Source organism: Polymorphum gilvum SL003B-26A1 (assembly GCF_000192745.1).
Lineage (GTDB): Bacteria > Pseudomonadota > Alphaproteobacteria > Rhizobiales > Stappiaceae > Polymorphum > Polymorphum gilvum.
In genome coordinates, this window is the sequence record NC_015259.1 from 4,009,683 (window position 1) to 4,029,348 (window position 19,666).

Sequence of the window (19,666 nt, forward strand, 5' to 3'; positions counted from 1 at the left end):
ACGGCACGACCGGATCGACAGACTCGAACGCTCATTTTCTGGGGGAAGCCGATGAGACGACTGACCAGACTGACCGCGGCGGCCGCGACGACGTTCGCCCTTGCCGGCTCCGCCATCGCAGCCGATCCGACAAACTGGACGGCCGTGATCGAGGAAGCCAAGGGGCAGACCGTCTATTTTCATGCCTGGGGCGGCGAGCCGCGCATCAATGCCTATATCGACTGGGCGGCCGGACAGGTGTCGGAGCGCTACGGCGTGACCGTCCGGCACGTCAAGGTCGACGACACGGCGACCGTGGTCAGCCGCATCATCGCGGAAAAGAGCGTCGGCAAGACCGAGGAGGGAGCGGTCGATCTGGTCTGGATCAACGGCGAGAATTTCCAGGCGCTCAAACGCCAGAACCTGCTTGCCGCGGAGGGCTGGGCCGACACGCTGCCGAACTGGAAACACGTCGACGTCTCCGGCAAGCCGACCGTCGTCACCGATTTCACGGTGCCGACCGACGGCCTGGAAAGCCCCTGGGGCATGGCCAAGCTGGTGTTCCTGTACGACACCGCGATCATGACCAGGCCGCCGCGGTCGCTGAAGGACCTCGCCGACCATGCGGCCGCCCATCCCGGCCGGTTCACCTATCCCCAGCCACCCAACTTCCACGGCTCTACGTTCCTCAAGCAGGCGCTCACAACGCTGATCGACGACCCGCAGAAGCTCCAGATGCCGGTCGACGAGGCACGCTTCGACGCCGACACGGCACCGCTGTTCGCCTTCCTCGACGCGCTGCATCCGAACCTGTGGCGCCAGGGGCGCGCGTTCCCGCAGAACGCGGCGGCGATGCGCCAGATGCTCGCGGACGGCGAGATCGACATCTCGTTCAGCTTCAACCCGAACGATGCATCCGGCGCCATCGCGGCGGGAGAACTGCCCGACACGGTCCGCACCTTCGTGTTCGAGGAGGGCACGATCGGCAACACCCATTTCGTCGCCATCCCGTTCAACGCCAAGGCCAAGGCCGGCGCGCTCGTGTTCGCCGACTTCCTGCTGTCGCCAGAAGCCCAGGCGCGCAAGCAGGATCCAGCGGTCTGGGGCGATCCGACCGTGCTCGACGTCGCTGGCCTGTCTGCAGAGGATCGCGCCCGCTTCGACGCGCTCGATCTCGGCGTGGCGACGCTTTCGCCGGCGGACCTCGGTCCGACGCTCCCCGAACCGCATCCGTCCTGGATGACCCGGCTGGAAGATGCCTGGATCGCGCGCTACGGCGCGCCGTGATCGGGACGCCGGCCCAACGATGCGGCGACTCCCGCTCCTGCTCGTGGTCCTGCTGCTGACTGGACCGGTGGCGCTCGGACTGGCGGGGACGCTGCTGCCGGCATTCGGCTACCTCCCGGCGCTCGGTGCCGAGCATCTGTCGCTCGCCCCTCTGCGTAGCGTTCTAGCCACCCCGGGCATCGTGCAATCGATAGGGCTCAGCCTTGGGACGGGGCTGGCCGCCACCGCGCTGTCTCTTGCGATCGTGATCGCCTTCACCGCGGCATGGCACGACACGCGCGCCTTTGCCCGACTGCGGCGGCTGATCTCTCCGCTGCTTGCCGTGCCGCATGCGGCTGCGGCCTTCGGGCTCGCGTTTCTCATTGCTCCCTCCGGCTTCCTGATGCGTCTTGTCTCGCCCTGGGCGACCGGCTTCGACCGACCGCCGGACCTGCTGGTGGTCAACGATCCCTACGGTCTGGCCATGACCGCCGGGCTGGTCGTCAAGGAAGTGCCGTTTCTGTTCCTGATGACCCTCGCCGCCTTGCCTCAAACGGACGGGGCACGGCTGTCGCGGGTCGCGGAGAACCTCGGCTACGGCAAGACGACGGCCTGGCTGAAGGCCGTGTTCCCACTGGTCTACGCCCAGATTCGGCTGCCGGTGCTGGCTGTGCTCGCCTATTCAACCTCGGTGGTCGACGTCGCTCTCATTCTCGGGCCGACAACGCCTGCGCCCCTCGCGCCGCGCATCCTCGCCTGGATGGGCGACCCGGACCTGTCGCTGAGACTCAAGGCCGCCGCCGGAGCGCTGGTGCAACTGGCGCTGAGCGGCGCGGCGATCGGCCTGTGGATCGTGATGGAGCGGGTCCTGCAGCGCAGCGGTGCGGCGTGGGCGACCGCCGGGGCGCGCGGCGCCCGTGACCGTGGCGTCCGGCTTGCCGGCCTTGCGGCCATGGCCCTCGTCGCGGGCACGGCGGTGACGGCACTGGCGCTGCTCGCCCTGTGGTCCGTCGCCGGCCCGTGGCGCTTTCCCGACGCCCTTCCCGGCAGCCTGACGGTGGGCCACTGGACGGCGGCCGCACCGCTGGTCGCACTGCCTCTGCTGACCACCCTGCTGATCGGCGGCCCGGTCTGCCTCACCGCGGCTGCCCTGTCGGCCGCGGTGCTCGACATGCGCACGCGGTCCGGCCGGCGCGGTCCGTCGCGCGCCCGCGTTCTTCTGTTCATGCCGCTGTTGGTGCCGCAGATCGCCTTCCTGCTCGGGTTACAGGTCCTGTTCCTGACCCTCCGCCTCGACGCGAGCTTCGGCGCGGTGGCGGTCGCCCATCTCGTGTTCGTGCTGCCCTACGTGTTCCTGTCGCTGGCAGATCCATGGGACGCCCTCGACCCGCGCTACCGTCAGGTCGCTTTGACGCTCGGAGCATCGGAATCCCGGACGTTCTGGCTGGTGCGCCTGCCGCTGCTGCTGCGGGCCGTGCTGACGGCGGCGGCCATCGGATTTGCCGTGTCGGTCGCGCAATACCTGCCGACCGTGCTGATCGGCGGCGGACGCTTTCCGACCGTCACGACGGAAAGCGTAGCCCTGGCCAGCGGCGGCAGCCGCCCGCTGATCGCCGTCCACGCGGTTCTGCAGATGCTGCTGCCCCTTGCCGGGTTCATGGCGGCGACCGCCATTCCAGCGCTGCTGTTCCGCAACCGCCAAACCCTGAAGGCTGTCTCGTGACCAACCACCCAGCGGCGGCCGAGGCCGGCCTGACCTTGAACGACGTCGAGATCCGCCTCGGCACGCGAATGCTGCTGCGGCTGTCTGCCGCTGTCGCACCGGGAACCGCCCTGACCGTGATGGGGCCGAGCGGGAGCGGCAAGTCGAGCCTGCTCGCCTTCGTCGCCGGCTTCCTCGATCCGGCGTTCACGGCCAGCGGGACGGTGCGGCTGGACGGCGAAACGGTGACGAGAAAGCCGCCGAATGCCCGGCGGGTCGGCCTGCTGTTCCAGGCGCCGCTGCTGTTTCCCCACCTTTCGGTGCGCGGCAACCTGCTGTTTGCCATTCCGTCCGGGGCCGGCTCCCGGCAGGAGCGCATGGCCCTGGCCGAAGCGGCGCTGGAAGAGGCGGGGCTGGACGGCCTCGGAGACCGGGATCCGGCAGCTCTTTCCGGCGGCCAGCAGGCGCGCGTCGCGCTGATGCGCGTGCTGCTGTCGAAGCCGCGGGCCCTGCTGCTCGACGAACCGTTCTCCAGCCTCGACGCCGCGCTCAAGGAACAGATGCGCCAGGTCGTTTTCGCCAAGGCGCGCGAGCGGGGCCTGCCGGTGCTGCTCGTGACCCACGATCCGGAGGATGCCCGAGCGGCCGGCGGGCGGATCGTCGACCTCGGCACCTAGGTCGAGCGCGGGCCGCCGCCAGGTCTAGGTCGCCGTTCCGACCTAGCCGGCTGCGTCGGCCGGTTCTGCCTGCAGAAGGCCGTAGCGCTCGATGCCGATCTGCTCGATTAGCTGCAACTGGGTCTCGAGGAAATCGATATGCCCTTCCTCATCGGCCATGAGCTCTTCGAACAGGTGCATGGTCACATAGTCACCATGTTCGCGGCAAACCTCACGGGCTTCCTGGTACAGGGCGCGGGCGGAATATTCGCCGGCGAGATCGCACTCCACGCATTCCTTGAGCGACTGGCCGATGCGCAGGGGATCGAGGCTCTGCAGGTTCGGCAGCCCTTCAAGGAAAATGATGCGCTCGATCAGCTTGTCGGCGTGCTGCATCTCTTCAATCGATTCCTCGCGCTCCTTACTGGCCAGCTTCGTGAAGCCCCAGTCGGACAGCAGGCGATAGTGCAACCAGTACTGGTTGATGGCCGTCAACTCGTGGCGCAGCGCCTTGTTGAGATACTCGATGACCTTGTCTTCGCCCTTCATCCAACCGTCTCCCTCGTCCCGGCCTCGTCCCGATCTACAGCGCTTTTGCCGCCATATCCAGAGCGGCCTGCGGCCTCCTCCGGCTTTTCGTGGATCAGGTCGATGACGGAAGGGAAACATCCGCCGCAACGCGGGCGGCAACCGAGCTTGCGGAACACCGACCCGGGCGTCGGCAGCTTGCCGTCCGGGTCTTGCCGCATCTCTTCAGCCGCCTTGCGGAGCTGGCTGTCGGACAACACGTTACACGAGCAGATGATCATTCGACGGTCTTGGGCGCCGGTTACAGTTTTGGCGGTTCGTTTCGCCGCTCAATTCTGGCATACAATGGTCGTGGGCATAAACTAAAGTTCCAAACAAGAGTCAACTTTTCTCCTTTCCGCGCCATCCGACCGAGGCCTCCAGTCCATGACCGACACACCTCCGCTCGACGAACGCCAGACAATCGTCCTGACTGGCGCCAGCAGGGGCATCGGCCATGCAACGGTCAAGCGGTTCTCGGCCGCCGGCTGGCGGGTGATCAGCTGTTCCCGGCACGCTTTCTCCGACAAATGTCCCTGGCCATCTGGCCCGGAAGACCATATCCAGGTCGACCTGTCCGATCCTGAGAACCTCGGCTACGCGGTCCAGGAGATGCGCAAGCGGCTGGAAGCCAACGGCTCCAAGCTGCATGCGCTCGTCAACAACGCCGGCATCAGCCCGAAGGACGATGCCGGACAGCGCCTCGATTCGCTCACCACCCCGATGCATGTGTGGCGCCATGTGTTCCAGGTCAATTTCTTCGCCCCGATCATGCTCGCCCGGGGACTGTTCAAGGAACTGAAGAACGCCGGAGGATCGATCGTCAACGTGACCTCCATCGCCGGCATGCGCGTGCATCCCTTCGCTGGAACCGCCTATGCCACGTCCAAGGCGGCGCTGGCCTCGCTGAGCCGTGAGATGGCCGCGGACTTCGGGCCGCATGGCATCCGGGTGAACGCGATCGCACCGGGCGAGATCGACACGTCCATCCTCTCGCCCGGCACCGAGAAGCTCATCGAGGACATCCCGCTCCGTCGCCTGGGGAGGCCGGACGAGGTCGCCGACACGATCTTCTTCCTCTGCACGTCGCCGTCGTCCTACGTCACCGGCGCGGAGATCCACATCAACGGCGGCCAGCACGTCTGACGTGCCCGCTCGATCGAATCGACACGCAGCGGTTTACCCCCCCTTCACGCTTGCACGCTAGACACTGTGGCGTGGGGCTGGCGAGCGCCTTCGATCTTGGAACTCGCGTCAACGGGGTGGACTAGACGATGAAACGTGCCACAGGCTGGATTGCAAACCTCAAGTTCGGTGTGAAAGTCGGCGGCGGTTTTGCCGCCGTGCTGCTGCTGACGGCGACCGTCGGTGCCGTCGGCGCCTACTCGGTGCTCAACCTGTCCGGCCGCTTCCACGTGGCCGAACAATCCACCGCCGTGATGGCGATGCTGCAGGACGCCGACGCCAAGCGGCAAGCGTTCATGGTGCGCGGCGAACGCGACTTGGCGCAGCAGACGGCGGAAGCCCTCGATGCGCTCAGTGTGGGCCTTGAGGAACTCAAGACGCGGCTCGCGGGAAATGCCGCCGGCGAAGCCGGGGTTGCCGAGGCCAGTGACGCGGTGACCCGCTTCGGGTCCACGTTCGACGACGTCCGGCACCTGTTCGGCGACCAAGCCCGTCAGCGCATGATTCTCGACGGCGCCCTTTCCGAACTCGATGTCCTTGCGCGCGCCATCGACGCCAGCGTCGGGAAGCTGCGCGGCAGCGCCGGAGAGGCTGCGACGACCGCCCGCAACACCTTGCTCTCAGCCAACCGGATCGGCCGTACCGCGGCGACCCTGCAGGAGGAGACACTGGCAATCCGCGACCTGTTCAAGGAAGCCGAAGAAACCTTCGATAACGACAAGATGATCGAGGCCTGGAAGCTGGCTGAGGCCCTCGTGCCGGCCGCCGCGGGCATGAAGGACGCCATCATCGAGGGAATCGATCCGGGCGGGATCGACGCGCTTGCAACCCAAGCAAGCGACCTCGCCGATAGGCTGGGACGCCTGACGAGCGCGTCGGGCTTCGGCGAGGCCTACACCCTGCGGACGGAAACGCAGACGCTGCTCGATGCCCTCGCGGCGCAGGCGCGCGACGTGCGCAACCAGACCTTCTCCGCAGTCGAGAACGTCGACGCGAAGACTGCGCAGGCCAACTCCCAGCTTTCCGCCATCGAGACCATTGCCACCGACACGGCGGCGATCCGGATCCGGGCCCTTGCCGTCCAGGCAGCGGTGCTCGACTTCCTCGCCGACCCGAGTACCAAGAAGCGTTCTACCGTAGCGTCGCGCCTGAGCGAACTGCGCGCCCACGATGACACGCTGAAGAGGAACTCCGTCGGCTTCGCCGTCGTGGCAAGCCAGGCGGACTCGATCACCACCTCGATCGGCACGCTCGAGACCGCCTTCGCCGACATGGCCGAGGGCCGGGCGCTGCTGGATGCAAAGGTCCAGGAACTGAACGGGCTATCGGACACCGTACGCAGCCTCATTTCCGACTTGGCGACCGAACAGGCCGCGTCGGCGAGCCAGTCGAGCCGGACGGCGCTCGGCACCATCGGCGTGGCGGTTCTAGCCGCAGTGCTGGCGGGCACCGCCCTTGCCTTCGGATTGAGCCTGATGGTGACCCGGCCGATCCGCCAGACGACCGACGTCATGTCGCGCCTGGCAACAGGCGACCTGAACGTCGATATCCCGGGCATCGAGCGCGGCGACGAGATCGGCGCCATGAGCCGGACCGTCCAGATCTTCAAGGACAATGCGATCGAGCGCCTGCGGCTTCAGGAAGCCAGCGCGCGCGAGGAAAGCGCGCGCACCGCACGCCAGCAACGCATCGAACAACTGATCCAGTCGTTCCGAGCCACCGTGCAGACGCTGCTCGCCTCCGTCGGCGAGACGGCCCAGGGGCTGGACGACACGGCCCGGTCGCTGACCCAGATCGCACGCGACAGTTCGGGCCGGGCGAGCGATACGCTGAACGCCTCCGACGAAGCGACCAGCAACGTACAGACCGTCGCAAGCGCGGCGGAGGAACTGGCCGCCTCGATCGCGGAAATCAGCCGGCAGGTGGCCCAGACAAGCGAGGTCGTGAACCGCGCGACGGAAGGCACTCGCATGACCAACGAGAAGGTCGAAGGCCTGGCGGCTTCGGCAGCCAAGATCGGCGAAGTGGTGACGCTGATCCAGGCGATCGCCGAGCAGACCAACCTTCTGGCGCTGAACGCCACAATCGAGGCGGCGCGCGCCGGCGACGCGGGACGCGGCTTCGCGGTCGTCGCGGCGGAAGTGAAGGAACTCGCGAACCAGACCTCCAAGGCGACCGAGGAGATTGGCGCCCAGATCGCCGCGATCCAGGGTGCAACCCGTGCCTCCGTCGAGGCAATCGCGGGCATCACGAGAACGATGGAAGAGGTCAATACCTACACCGCCACCATCGCCGCGGCCGTCGAACAGCAAGGTGCGGCAACAACCGAGATCTCGGTGAATGTTCAGCGCGCGGCGCAGGGCACCACTTCCGTGTCACACAACATGTCGGACCTGTCGAATGCGGTCGATCATACGGCCCAGTCCGCCGAAACCCTGCTGACGGCGTCCGGGGCACTGGCCGAGAGGACCGGCGAGTTGCACGGCGAAATCGACAGCTTCCTCGACGAGGTCGCGGCGGCATAAGGCGCCCGGCCTGCAGCCCGCGTCGGATACGCCGAGACGGCGCCTCCGACGTGGGGCGACCGCCTCGGGGGCAAATCCCGACGTCACCTCATCGATCCGACGTCAGGGGCTCCGCCGCGTTCGGGCTGGTTCGCACTCTCAGAGTTGCATTGCGAAGCGACCTCCATTCCCGTTCATCTTCTTTTGTTATTTATTTTCGAAAATAGATCGCAAATTAGAGACCCGTTAACTTCGCTCCGGCATTTATTGCAGTGCCGCATTTCCTTGGGGTGAACATCATGAATCCTACTGGCACCAAACTTTCCATCGGTTTTCGTCTTTATAGCCTGCTCGCCCTTTTCGCCCTCGGCCTCGCGGCCCTGATGGCTGTCGAATCCTGGAAACAGTACGAGAGTCTCCACACGCAGAAGCTCGCGGAGTTGCGCAGCCTGACCGAATCAGCCGTGGCGGTCATGGCCGATCACCAGAAGATGGTCGACAACGGCACGCTGTCCCTCGAGGAAGCGCAAGCACGCGCCTATCAGGCCATCGGCAGCATGCGCTACGGTGGCAACAACTACTTCGTCGTCCAGCTCATGGACGAAAGCCTGGCCGTCGTCATGCACCCGGTCCGCATGGAACTGGTCGGCAAGGACCAGCGCAATCTCAAGGACGCTAACGGCAAGCCGTTCGCCAAGATGATGGGCGACATCGCGCGGCGCGACGGCAAGGGCTACATCGACTACGTCTGGCCCAAGCCGGGCAGCGACGCGCCGGTCGGCAAGATCTCCTATTTCGAGGGCTTCAAGCCCTGGAACGTCCTGATTCTGACCGGCGTCTATACCGACGACCTATCGGCGATCTTCTGGTCCGATTTCACGGCGCGCCTGATCATGGACTTCGCCCTGCTCGCCCTGCTGGCGGTCGCCGCCTTCTTCGTCGTGCGCAGCATCACGCGCCCGCTGCGCAGCCTGCAGAACACCATGCAGGCGCTGGCCGACGGCGAACACGACATCGCCATCCCGGGCATCGAGCGGGGCGACGAGATCGGAGACATGAGCCGGACGGTCCAGGTGTTCCGCGACAACGCCGTCGAACGCAGCAAGCTCGAGGCGGCTCAGACGCGCGAACAGAGCGCCCAGCTCGAACGCCAGCAGCGCGTCGAGGCCGCGGTCGCCGATTTCCGCGTTACGGTGCAGCAGCTGCTCGGCGCCGTGTCGGAGAGCGCGAACGAAATGAACGCCACGGCCGGAACACTATCCAACATCGCCCGTGAGTCCTCGGAGCGCACGACCACCGCGGCCAGTGCGTCGACCGAGGCATCGAACAACGTCCAGTCCGTCGCCAGCGCGGCGGAGGAACTGTCCGCCTCGATTTCCGAAATCAGCAGCCAGGTCGCCCGGACCAGCGACATCGTCGCCCAGGCGACCCAGAACACGCAGGCAACCAACGCGAAGGTGTCCTCGCTGGCGGAAGCGGCCAACAAGATCGGCGAGGTCGTCACGCTGATCCAGGCGATTGCAGAGCAGACCAACCTTCTGGCGCTGAACGCGACCATCGAGGCAGCGCGTGCCGGCGAGGCCGGCAAGGGCTTCGCGGTCGTCGCCGCCGAGGTCAAAGAACTGGCCAACCAGACCTCGAAGGCAACGGAAGAGATCGGTTCGCAGATTTCGGCGATCCAGGCCTCGACCGGCGAAGCGGTCAAGGCGATCCAGGATATTGCGGCGACCATGCAGAAGGTCGACGGCTACACGGCGGAAATCGCCGCGGCGGTCGAGCAGCAGGGCGCGGCGACCAACGAGATCAGCCACAACGTCCAGCAGGCGACCAGAGGCACCCAGGACGTCTCGCAGGACATCCACAGCCTGTCGTCCTCCGTCAACCAGACCAGCGAGGCGGCCTCTATGGTCCTGACGGCATCCTCACGGGTGTCCGAACAAACCGACCGCCTGCGCGCCGCGTTCGACCGTTTCGTCGCGACCGTGGCGGCCGCCTGAGGCACGGCAACTTGTCACCGACAAAGGGCGGAGCAAAGGCTCCGCCCTTCTTCTATCGACCAACCGGATCGGACTTCGTCAACCGGCTCAAGCCGCTGCGACCGCACGCTTGGCCATCACCGTGATCAGGTTCGCCCTGTAGACCGCCGATCCGTGGATGTCCGACAACAGATCGTTCGGATCCACCGGGATACCCTCTACCGCAGACGGATCCCAATGGGCGGCAAGGGCCCGCTCCATCGCCTCGACGCGGAAGACGCCGCCCTGGCCGGCCCCTGTGACGGCGACCCGGACGGAGCCGTCCTTGTGTCTGGCGACAAAGACGCCAGTCATGGCGTAACGCGAGGCAGGGTTCGGATATTTCGCGTAGGACGATTTTTCCGGCACCGGGAAGCTGACCGCGATGATGATCTCGTTGTCCTCAAGCGCCGTCTCGAACATCCCGGTGAAGAAGTCGTCCGCGGCGATCTCACGCTTGTTCGTAATCACGGTGGCGCGCAAGGCGACGAGCGCCGAGGGATAGTCTGCCGCCGGGTCGTTGTTGGCGACCGAGCCGCCGATCGTTCCCATGTGGCGCACGTGCGGATCGCCGATGCCGCCGGCAAGCTTCGCGAGGCCGGGAAACAGCCGCTTGACAACGTCGGAGCCGGCGACGTCGGAATGCCTGGTGCCGGCGCCGATACGCACTGCGCCTCCGCTTTCGGAAATGCCTTTCAGGTCCGCGATGCCGCCGATGTCGACCAGGTCGCTCGGCGCCGCAAGGCGCTGCTTCATGGTCGGGATCAGGGTCTGGCCGCCGGCAAGCAACTTGCCGTCCTCGGCCTTGGCGATGAACTGGGCCGCTTCGGCCACCGAACCCGCCCTGCGATAGGTCGTTTCATACATGTCGATCGTTCTCCCTCAATTCTCCGGCGCCGCTGTCGCAGCGGGGGAGCCGGGCGCACCGTCGTCCTTGGGACGCGGCGCCCGGCCTTGCTTGTCCGTTCACTCGGCTGCGACCGGCATCCTGGATGCCTGGATCGCCAGCCAGACCTTTTCCGGCGTCGCCGGCATCGACAGGTCGTTGGTGCCGATGGCGTCCGTGATCGCGTTCATGACCGCCGGCGGCGAGCCGATCGCGCCGGCCTCGCCGCAGCCCTTCATGCCGAGCGGATTGCCGGGGCAGATGGTCTCGGTGGTCATCAGCGTGTAGGACGGCACGTCGTCGGCGCGCGGCATGGCGTAGTCCATGAACGATCCGGTCAGAAGCTGGCCGCTGTCGCTGTAGGACGCGTTCTCCAACAGCGCCTGACCGATGCCCTGAGTGAGGCCGCCATGGACCTGCCCCTCGACGATCATCGGGTTGATGATCTTGCCGAAATCGTCGGCAGCCACGAAGTTGACGATCTCCGTCTTGCCGGTGTCGGGATCGATCTCCACCTCGCAGACATAAGTGCCGGCAGGGAAGGTGAAGTTGGTCGGGTCGTAGAAGGCACCCTCCTTAAGACCCGGCTCCATGCCTGCCGGCAGGTTGTGGGCCGTGTAGGCGGCAAGCGCGACCTGGAAGAACGGCATCGACTTGTCGGTGCCGGCAACCTTCAGCTCGCCGCCCTCGAACACGATGTCGCCCTCGGCGGCTTCCATCAGGTGGGCGGCGATCTTCTTCGCCTTAGCCTCGACCTTGTCGAGCGCCTTGACGACCGCGGACATGCCGACTGCACCGGAACGCGAGCCGTAGGTGCCCATGCCGAACTGCACCTTGTCGGTATCGCCGTGGACGATGGAGACCGCCTCGGTGTCGACGCCGAAGCGTTCGGAGATCAGCTGGGCGAAGGTCGTCTCGTGTCCCTGACCGTGGCTGTGCGCGCCGGTCAGCACCTCGATGGTGCCGACGGGATTGACGCGGACCTCCGCCGATTCCCACAGGCCGACGCCGGCGCCGAGCGAGCCGACCGCGGCCGAAGGCGCGATGCCGCAGGCCTCGATGTAGCAGGACAGCCCGATGCCGCGCAGCTTGCCCCGGCTCGCGGCTTCCGCCTTGCGCGCAGGGAAGCCGTCGTAGTCGATGGCCTTCAGCGCCGCGTCGAGGGTGGCGTCATAATCGCCGGCATCGTAGCACATGATGACCGGCGTCTGGTGCGGGAAGGTGCGGATGAAGTTGCGGCGCCGGAACTCGGCGGGGGAGAGCCCGACCTCGCGCGCGGCCGTCTCCATGATCCGCTCGACGAGATAGGTCGCTTCCGGACGCCCGGCGCCGCGATAGGCGTCGACCGGCGTGGTGTTGGTGTAGACCGTCTTGACGTTGCAGTGGATCGCCGGGATGTCGTACTGGCCCGACAGCAGAGTCGCATAGAGGTAGGTCGGCACCGAGGACGAGAACAGCGACATGTAGGCGCCGAGATTCGCCACGGTCCTGACCCGGAAGCCGGTGACCTTGTGGTTGGCGTCGAGGGCCAGTTCGGCCTCGGTGCGATGGTCGCGGCCGTGTGCATCGGTCAGGAACGCTTCGGTGCGGTCGCAGACCCACTTCACCGGCCGGCCGACCCGCTTGGACGCCCACAGGCAGACCATTTCCTCCGGATAGATGTAGATCTTGGAGCCGAAGCCGCCGCCGACGTCGGGCGCGATCACGCGCAGCTTGTGTTCTGGCGCGATGTTGTAGAAGGCAGAGAGCACGAGGCGCGCCACATGCGGATTCTGCGAGGTGGTATAGAGCGTGAAATGCTCCTCGGCCGTGTCGTAATCCGCCAGGGCGGCGCGCGGCTCCATCGGGTTCGGCACGAGGCGGTTGTTGGACACGACCAGCCGGGTGACATGGGCGGCGGAGGCGAAGGCGGCATTGGCGGCGGCCTCGTCGCCGATCTCCCAGTCGTAGATCAGGTTGCCCGGCGCCTCCGGATGCAGCTGCGGCGCGCCGTCGGCCATGGCCGCGATCGGATCGACGACGGCCGGCAGTTCCTCATAGTCCACCACAACGGCATCGGCGGCGTCCCGCGCCTGAGCCTGCGTCTCGGCGATGACCACGGCAACGGCCTGGCCGGCGAAGCGGACGGTTTCCGGCTCGAGCGCCCGCCAGGCGCCCATCTTCATCGGCGTGCCGTCCTTGGAATGGATCATCCAGCCGCAGATGAGGTTGCCGACACCGTCACCGACCAGTTGCTCGCCGGTCAGAACGGCCTCGACGCCGGGCATGTCGAGCGCGGCGCTGGCGTCGATGCCCTTCACCTTCGCGTGGGCGTGCGGCGAGCGCACGAAGGCCGCATAGGTCATGCGCGGCAGCGTCATGTCGTCGGTATAGCGGCCCTTGCCGGTGATGAAGCGCTTGTCTTCCTTGCGCAGGGCCCTCGCCCCAATGCCTTGAACTCCCATGGCGTGTCTCCCTCGGACAGCTTCCAATCCCTGAACGGTCTTGCAGTGGCGTTATGTGGCGTTATGTGGCGATGCGCCGGGCTTATTCCGCCGCGGTCTTCATCGCCGCCATCTGGTCGGCGGCCGCCTTGATCGCCTTGACGATGTTGTGATAGCCGGTGCAGCGGCAGATGTTGCCTTCCAGCTCGTGCCGGATTGTCTTTTCGTCGAGCCGGGCGCCGTAGCGCTCAATCATGTCGACCGCGGCCATGATCATGCCCGGCGTGCAGAAGCCGCATTGCAGACCGTGATGCTCGCGGAACGCTGCCTGCACCGGGTGCAGTTCGTTGCCATTGGCAAGGCCCTCGATCGTCGTCACCGACGCGCCGTCGGCCTGGGCGGCCAGCATGGTGCAGGATTTGACCGCTTTGCCGTTGACGTGAACCACGCAGGCACCGCACTGCGAAGTGTCGCAGCCGACGTGGGTGCCGGTCAGGTTCTGCGCCTCGCGCAGGAAATGAACGAGCAAGGTGCGGTCTTCGACCGTGGCCGAGACCTTCCTGCCGTTCACCGTCATGGTTACTTTCGCCATCGTGTTACCTCCCTCATGGATCCATCCCTCTGGGCCGCGTCGCCCGGATGGTGCGTTGCGTCAAGAACTGAGAACCGCCAGCACGGCGATGATCGCCGCCAGGACGACCAGGCCCCAGACCATCGGTCCGCCGAATGCGCCGCGTGCCGCCGCCTGTTCGACCTTCTCCTCGGTTTCGTGGACGACTTCCTCTATCCGATGCTCGACCTCTTCCACGGCATGCAGTGCCGCTTCGCCCGCCTGCTGCATGGCGATCGTCTTGGCCTCTTCGACCACGGCCACATCCACGTCGGCCGCGACTGCCGCTCCTCCGACCATTTCGGAGAACTTGCCGAAGAAGTCGTCTGCCATCTTGCGGGCGGTGGAATCGATCAGCCGGCTGCCGAGTTGGGCCAGCTTGCCGCCGACCTGGGCCTTGGCCGTGTAGGTGAGGATCGTGCCGGTGCCGTCCTCGGCCAGATGCACGTCCGCCGACCCCTTCGCGAAGCCGGCGACGCCGCCCTTGCCCTCGCCGACAATGGTGTAGCTCTCCGGCGGGTTCATGTTCTCGAGCGTCACCGCGCCCTTGAACTTCGCCTTCACCGGACCGATCTTCGACGTCACCGTGGCATTCATCTCGGTCGGAGACGTCATCTCCAACTCTTCGCAGCCGGGGATGCACGCCTTCAACACTTCAGGATCGTTGAGGGCATTCCAGACGTCATTTCTTGGCGCCAGAATCCGGTATTCCCCTGTCATATCCATGGCTGTCTCGACCTCTTTATTCCTCTTGTGTATGGCGCGGACGGACCGGCGATCGCCCGATCTCCCGGTACGTAGATTGTCGGAGTGCCCGACGCCTGACAAGGTTCAGGAAGAAAAAGAATTGTCACCGAAGCGGACGCTCGATGCCGAGGACGCGACCTGCCCGCAGCAGGCTCTCAGAGCCCCACGCACCGACGTCTCGGCCTCGTGCCGACACCTTTTCCTCCCTCAGGCCTCACGAGACGCCTCCGCGTCCGGGAAAGCCCGATCCCGAGCGTGCCAAATCCGGATGACGATCAGAAGGGGCGGCGCAAAACCGTCGGGCGAAACTGTCTCACGCGTGAGACACCCGCGGGGCCAGCAGGACCGCGTGGCAGGTCAGGCTTCGATCCCGTATCGGGCCATCTTGCGGTACATGGTCGCCCGGCCGACGCCGAGATCACGGGCCGCGGCCGAGACATTACCGCGCGCGCGGGCGAGCGCGCGGCGAATCGCCGAGCGCTCCGTGCCGTGCGGATTGCGCACCGCAGCGGGCGCCCCGAGCACCTCGTGAAGCGACGGCGACAGGCTGAGTGCCTCCTCGGACAGGCCGAGGGTCTTGCGCGCCTGTCGCGTGGCGCCGACGACAAGGTCGTCGCCGTCCACCGCCAATAGCGAGACACCTCCGGCACCGTGTCCTTCCGCGACGACGATCTTCGAACCCGTGTAAGCGGTCCGGAACAGATCGCTCTCGACGGCCCGGGCGCTCTCGGTCACGACGAGACCGAGCACCTGCGCGAAAGACAGGGTCAGATCACGCCGACAGCTCGATACGTCGAGGACCGCGACCATCCGCCCAGCGTGGTCGAAGACGGGCGCGCCCATGCAGCTCATGGCGGTGTTCTGGGTCCGGAAATGCTGGTCCTGATGGATGATCACCGGACGCTTCTCGGCAACGCAGGTGCCGATGCCGTTGGTGCCTTCGCTCGCCTCGCTCCAGATGGCGCCGGCACTCAGGCCCCAGGCGTCGAAATCCCCCTCGTCGCCGGGCGCGCTATTGGACGTGAGGATGAGCCCTTCGACATCGGTGAGAACGACGCAGCAGCCGGCGCTGGCGGCGGTGGCGAACAACCGCTCGAGCGTCGGCTCGGCGATCTCCAGCAGCCGGCCATTGCGCTCGCGCGCCCGGTGCAGTTCCGGCGCCTCGACGCGCAGCGGCGTGCGGCGGATGCTCGGGTCAAGGCCGTGGTACATCATCGACCGACGCCAGGACGCGGCGACGACGGAGCGAGCAGCGCTGGCGCTTTCCTGGACCGTCGCGGCGACCCTGTCGGCGTGGCGCAAACCGGTCGTATGAGCCGTCAGCATCATCTATTCCTCCCAATACATGAATGCCTACTCATACCTTATTGTTCAAGCCGACCAAAACGCGGGCGCCTTGTCAAAGAGTTTCGCAGATCCCGGGACCAATTGCCGACCGAGCCCGGCTGGCGCGTGGCGGTCCCGTCGCTGTCTCCGCTGCGCCGCAACCGCCCAACCGCAAGCCGGTCGCGGCCTTCCATTGACCGCCGGCATAACCTTGCCTAATGGCTTGGAAATGGAGACTCAGCATTCGAAGCGAGAACGAACCTTGGCCGAGATGCCTATCGCGCCGGACCTCACCCCGCCCGGCCGCGCCCCGGCCGCACGCTGGCCGCTCATTCTCGAAACCTGCGGCTGGAAGGACTACGCGCTGCTCGACATGGGACGCGGGCGGAAACTGGAACGCTACGGCCGCTTCACGATCATTCGCCCCGAACCGCAGGCGATGGGAAGCCCGCGTCTGACGCCAGCGGCCTGGGATCGCGCGGATGCGGTCTTCACCGGCGATGTCGAAGAGGAAGGGCCCGGACGCTGGCGCTTTTCCGGATCGGTGCCCGAAACCTGGGAGATGACCTACGGCCCGGTGCGCTATCTCGGTCGCTTCATGTCGTTCCGCCATGTCGGGGTTTTTCCCGAGCAGGCGCCGCATTGGGACTGGGTCGGCGACAAGATCCGGATCGCCGCAAAGGCCCGCCGCGAGCGGCCCGTCAGAGTGCTCAACCTGTTCGGCTACACGGGCCTCGCCTCCCTGCTGCCGGCCGTTGCCGGCGCGCAGGTCACCCATGTCGACGCCTCCAAGAAGGCGATCGCCTACGCGCGCGAAAATCAGGCCCTGTCGGGGCTGGATGAGCTTCCGGTGCGCTGGATCTGCGAGGACGCATCCAAGTTCGTCGCCCGAGAGGTCCGGCGCGGCAACACCTATGACGGCATCATCCTTGACCCGCCGAAATACGGCCGCGGACCGAAGGGAGAGGTCTGGGACCTGTTCACCGATTTGCCTGAGATGCTCGCCATGCTGCGCCAGCTGCTGTCGCCCGACGCCCTGTTCATGATCCTGACCGCCTATGCGATCCGGGCCTCGTTCCTGTCGATCCACGAGCTGATGGCCGAGACGCTGGCGCAGCAGGGCGGACTGCTGGAATCAGGGGAACTGGTGATCCGGGAAGAAAACGGCACGCGCTGCCTGTCGACCTCCCTGTTCTCGCGCTGGAGCGGCCAATGACGGATCAATCAGGCCGGCCGCGCGTCGGGGCGGTCAAGCAGATTACCAGCCATTCCAATCCGATCGTCAAGGAGATCAAGGGGCTGGTGACCCTGCGCAAGCACCGCAGCCAGTCGGGACTGTTCGTCGCGGAAGGCCTGAAACTCGCCACCGATGCTCTGGCGGCCGGATGGTCGGTCCGTTATCTGGCGCTCGGTCCGGAGGCACGCGACAACCCGGTCGCACAGCGGGCGGCCGCGAGCGCCAAGGCGCGCGGCGCCCTCATCCTGGAAGTCAACACCGGAGTGCTCGCCGCCATCACGCGGCGCGACAACCCGCAGATGGTGGTCGGCGTCTACGAACAACAACTGACGCCGGTGGACGCCATCGATCCTGCGCGCGCAACCGTCTGGATCGCCCTCGACCGGGTGCGTGACCCGGGCAATCTCGGCACGATCATCCGCACCGCCGATGCGGTCGGCGCCTCCGGCGTCATGCTGGTCGGCGACTGCACCGATCCCTTCGCGGTCGAGGCCGTTCGCGCCACGATGGGGTCGCTGTTTCACGTGCCGCTGGCCCGGCTGTCGACGGACGCCTTCAAGGCCCTGGCCGCAAAATGGCCGGGCATGGTGGTCGGCACGCATCTGGAGGGATCGGTCGACTACCGGAGCCTCGACTACTCGGAACCAGCACTTCTGCTCATGGGCAACGAGCAGCAGGGGCTGCCCGCCGACATGGCCGCCTGCTGTTCCCATCTCGTCCGCATTCCGCAGGTCGGACAGGCGGACAGCCTCAATCTCGCCGTCGCGACCGGCATCGCGCTCTACGAAATCCGCCGCAAGCATCTGTCACTCTGATCGGATCCCTCGGGCATGCGTCTGTTCATCTTCGGCATCGGTTATTCGTCCAGGGCCTTCATCGACCGCGTTCGCGACCGCTTCGATTGGATCGGCGGGACTACCAGGTCTCCGGAAAAGGCGGCGCGGCTGAAGGATGTCGGCGTGGAACCGTTCCTGTTCGACGGTACCGAGCCCGGCGGGGGCATCCGCGATGCCCTGGCGCAGGCAAGCCATGTGCTGCTTTCGATCGCGCCCGATGAGGCCGGCGATCCTGCTCTCATCCACCATGGCGCGGACATTGCAGCGGGGCGTCCGCACTGGATCGGCTACCTGTCCACCGTCGGCGTCTATGGCGACCACCACGGAGAATGGGTCGACGAAGACACGCCCTGCAGGCCCGTTTCGAAGCGCTCGGTGCAGCGGGTCGCCGCCGAACAGGCGTGGCTGCGCTTTGCCGATGAGCACGGCGTTCCGGTGGCCATCTTCCGACTGTCGGGCATCTACGGCCCCGGACGCAATGCACTGGTCAATCTGATGAGCGGCACGGCGCGGCGACTGGTGAAGCCCGGTCAGGTGTTCAACCGGATCCATGTCGAGGACATCGCCGGCGCACTGGAGGCGTCGCTCGCGAGGCCCCGGACACGGATCTACAACGTGACGGACGACGAACCGTCGCCACCGCAGGACGTGGTCGCCTATGCAGCGGATCTGCTCGGCGTCGAACCGCCGCCGGAAATCCCGTTCCAAAGCGCCGACCTGTCGCCCATGGCGCGCTCCTTCTACGGGGAGAACAAACGGGTCTCGAACCAGCGGATCAAGGCCGAACTCGGCTTCAACTTCCGATTCTCGACCTACCGCATCGCCCTTGAACACCTGAAAGCCGAGATCGACTCAACCACCCAAGGTAATCACTCTTAGTGAATGCATCTCTAGGTATATTTCGGTAAAATTGCGGATGTTTCGTATTTACCCTTAGTCAGATTTGTTGCAACGCCACAAAACCCATCAACTTGCGATCTATATTTTCTGAGACTGCATCCATATTTTACTAACCTATTCGCACCTGGATATTTTAAGTTCACTTTTAATTAAGGCCGCAGGAGGACTCTGGACGAATACAGAACGCTCGAGGCCAACTATGAAATTTCCAGGCATCCCCATCCTCGCCGGTCTGCTGCTGGTCGCTCCGTCCGTCGCGGCGCAACCGGCCGCTCCCGACGTCAAGGCCCTTATCACCGCCGAGTTCATCGCCCAGACACGGGAATGGCTCGCCAACCCGATCGTCCCGCTGTCCGTAACGGCTCAGAACGAGTTGCGCGGCAAGGTCGATCAGGCAATGATCGACGCTCTGGACAAGCAGTGGGTCGACGAGCGCAAGTCCGAGGACAAGCCGCTCATTTCGGCCACCTTGTCCGCGCCGCTGTCGACCTATCTGCTGCGCATCCAGGCCCAGAACCTCGGCCTCTACACGGAAATCTTCGTGATGGACGCCAACGGCCTCAATGTCGGTCAGAGCGCCATCACCGGCGACTACTGGCAGGGCGACGAAGCCAAGTTCCAGAAGACCTTCCCCGTCGGGCCGCAGGCCGTCTTCATCGACGAACCGGAATGGGACGACGAGCACAAGATCTGGGCCGTCCAGTTGAACCTTTCGCTCGCCGATGCAACGGGTTCGAAAGCGATCGGCGCAGCCACGGTCGAAGTGAACCTGACCGAACTGCAGCGCCGCAATGCGCCGGCCAGCTGAGAACCGGGAACCAATGACG

Annotated in this window: 17 protein-coding genes; 10 read left to right on the forward strand and 7 right to left on the reverse strand. The window is 65.9% G+C overall.

What is annotated here, in order from left to right; all coding sequences use genetic code 11:
- Nucleotides 1-51: 51 nt before the first annotated feature.
- From SL003B_RS18675 to SL003B_RS18685, 3 genes are read left to right on the forward strand one after another with little or no spacing between them, the layout of a single operon-like run.
- Nucleotides 52-1,266: an ABC transporter substrate-binding protein gene (locus SL003B_RS18675; protein ID WP_013654433.1), complete on the forward strand. Its 1,215-nt coding sequence runs from the start codon at nt 52-54 to the stop codon at nt 1,264-1,266.
- Nucleotides 1,267-1,285: 19 nt separating this feature from the next.
- Nucleotides 1,286-2,968 (forward strand): ABC transporter permease, encoded by a 1,683-nt coding sequence (locus tag SL003B_RS18680; RefSeq protein WP_041375635.1) that lies wholly within the window; start codon nt 1,286-1,288, stop codon nt 2,966-2,968.
- A complete protein-coding gene (locus SL003B_RS18685; protein WP_013654435.1) occupies nt 2,965-3,624 on the forward strand; it encodes an ATP-binding cassette domain-containing protein in 660 nt (219 codons plus the stop codon). The genes SL003B_RS18680 and SL003B_RS18685 overlap by 4 nt, the downstream gene beginning before the upstream one ends.
- A 42-nt stretch (nt 3,625-3,666) precedes the next feature.
- On the opposite strand, the gene bfr is transcribed toward SL003B_RS18685, so the two are convergent.
- Both bfr and SL003B_RS18695 read right to left on the reverse strand, forming a co-directional pair.
- The gene (gene bfr, locus SL003B_RS18690) at nt 3,667-4,152 is read right to left on the reverse strand and encodes a bacterioferritin (RefSeq protein ID WP_013654436.1); all 486 of its coding nucleotides are present in this window, start codon (nt 4,150-4,152) and stop codon (nt 3,667-3,669) included.
- Nucleotides 4,149-4,412 (reverse strand): (2Fe-2S)-binding protein, encoded by a 264-nt coding sequence (locus SL003B_RS18695; protein WP_041375636.1) that lies wholly within the window; start codon nt 4,410-4,412, stop codon nt 4,149-4,151. The genes bfr and SL003B_RS18695 overlap by 4 nt, the downstream gene beginning before the upstream one ends.
- 145 nt (nt 4,413-4,557) lie before the next feature.
- On the opposite strand from SL003B_RS18695, the gene SL003B_RS18700 reads away from it, so the two are divergent.
- From SL003B_RS18700 to SL003B_RS18710, 3 genes are all read left to right on the forward strand, one after another.
- Nucleotides 4,558-5,316, forward strand: a complete 759-nt coding sequence (locus SL003B_RS18700) for an SDR family NAD(P)-dependent oxidoreductase (RefSeq protein WP_013654438.1) — start codon at nt 4,558-4,560, stop codon at nt 5,314-5,316.
- 128 nt (nt 5,317-5,444) lie between these two features.
- Nucleotides 5,445-7,880 carry a methyl-accepting chemotaxis protein gene (locus SL003B_RS23870; protein WP_013654439.1) on the forward strand — a complete coding sequence of 812 codons (2,436 nt, stop codon included), beginning with the start codon at nt 5,445-5,447 and terminating at the stop codon, nt 7,878-7,880.
- Between the two features lie 278 nt (nt 7,881-8,158).
- Nucleotides 8,159-9,856 (forward strand): methyl-accepting chemotaxis protein, encoded by a 1,698-nt coding sequence (locus tag SL003B_RS18710; RefSeq protein ID WP_041375637.1) that lies wholly within the window; start codon nt 8,159-8,161, stop codon nt 9,854-9,856.
- Between the two features lie 87 nt (nt 9,857-9,943).
- Here SL003B_RS18710 and SL003B_RS18715 read toward each other — a convergent pair whose 3' ends face one another.
- The 5 genes from SL003B_RS18715 to SL003B_RS18735 form a co-directional block, all read right to left on the reverse strand.
- The gene (locus SL003B_RS18715) at nt 9,944-10,741 is read right to left on the reverse strand and encodes an FAD binding domain-containing protein (RefSeq protein WP_013654441.1); all 798 of its coding nucleotides are present in this window, start codon (nt 10,739-10,741) and stop codon (nt 9,944-9,946) included.
- Nucleotides 10,742-10,840: 99 nt separating this feature from the next.
- A complete protein-coding gene (locus tag SL003B_RS18720) occupies nt 10,841-13,204 on the reverse strand; it encodes a xanthine dehydrogenase family protein molybdopterin-binding subunit (protein ID WP_013654442.1) in 2,364 nt (787 codons plus the stop codon).
- An 82-nt stretch (nt 13,205-13,286) separates the two neighbouring features.
- Nucleotides 13,287-13,775 carry a (2Fe-2S)-binding protein gene (locus SL003B_RS18725; protein ID WP_013654443.1) on the reverse strand — a complete coding sequence of 163 codons (489 nt, stop codon included), beginning with the start codon at nt 13,773-13,775 and terminating at the stop codon, nt 13,287-13,289.
- A 60-nt stretch (nt 13,776-13,835) separates the two neighbouring features.
- On the reverse strand, nt 13,836-14,519 hold the full coding sequence (locus tag SL003B_RS24060) for an SRPBCC family protein (protein ID WP_013654444.1): 684 nt from the start codon (nt 14,517-14,519) through the stop codon (nt 13,836-13,838).
- A gap of 378 nt (nt 14,520-14,897) precedes the next feature.
- Nucleotides 14,898-15,869: a GAF domain-containing protein gene (locus tag SL003B_RS18735; protein ID WP_013654445.1), complete on the reverse strand. Its 972-nt coding sequence runs from the start codon at nt 15,867-15,869 to the stop codon at nt 14,898-14,900.
- A 268-nt stretch (nt 15,870-16,137) separates the two neighbouring features.
- Here SL003B_RS18735 and SL003B_RS18740 point away from each other — a divergent pair, with 268 nt between their 5' ends.
- The 4 genes from SL003B_RS18740 (at nt 16,138) to SL003B_RS18755 (ending at nt 19,647) form a co-directional block, all read left to right on the forward strand.
- On the forward strand, nt 16,138-17,082 hold the full coding sequence (locus tag SL003B_RS18740; RefSeq protein WP_049792687.1) for a class I SAM-dependent methyltransferase: 945 nt from the start codon (nt 16,138-16,140) through the stop codon (nt 17,080-17,082).
- Nucleotides 17,079-17,918 carry a TrmH family RNA methyltransferase gene (locus SL003B_RS18745; protein ID WP_013654447.1) on the forward strand — a complete coding sequence of 280 codons (840 nt, stop codon included), beginning with the start codon at nt 17,079-17,081 and terminating at the stop codon, nt 17,916-17,918. Before SL003B_RS18740 ends, SL003B_RS18745 begins: the two co-directional genes overlap by 4 nt.
- Before the next feature lie 15 nt (nt 17,919-17,933).
- A complete protein-coding gene (locus SL003B_RS18750) occupies nt 17,934-18,818 on the forward strand; it encodes an SDR family oxidoreductase (protein ID WP_013654448.1) in 885 nt (294 codons plus the stop codon).
- Nucleotides 18,819-19,038: 220 nt separating this feature from the next.
- On the forward strand, nt 19,039-19,647 hold the full coding sequence (locus SL003B_RS18755; RefSeq protein ID WP_013654449.1) for a hypothetical protein: 609 nt from the start codon (nt 19,039-19,041) through the stop codon (nt 19,645-19,647).
- Nucleotides 19,648-19,666: the final 19 nt, after the last annotated feature.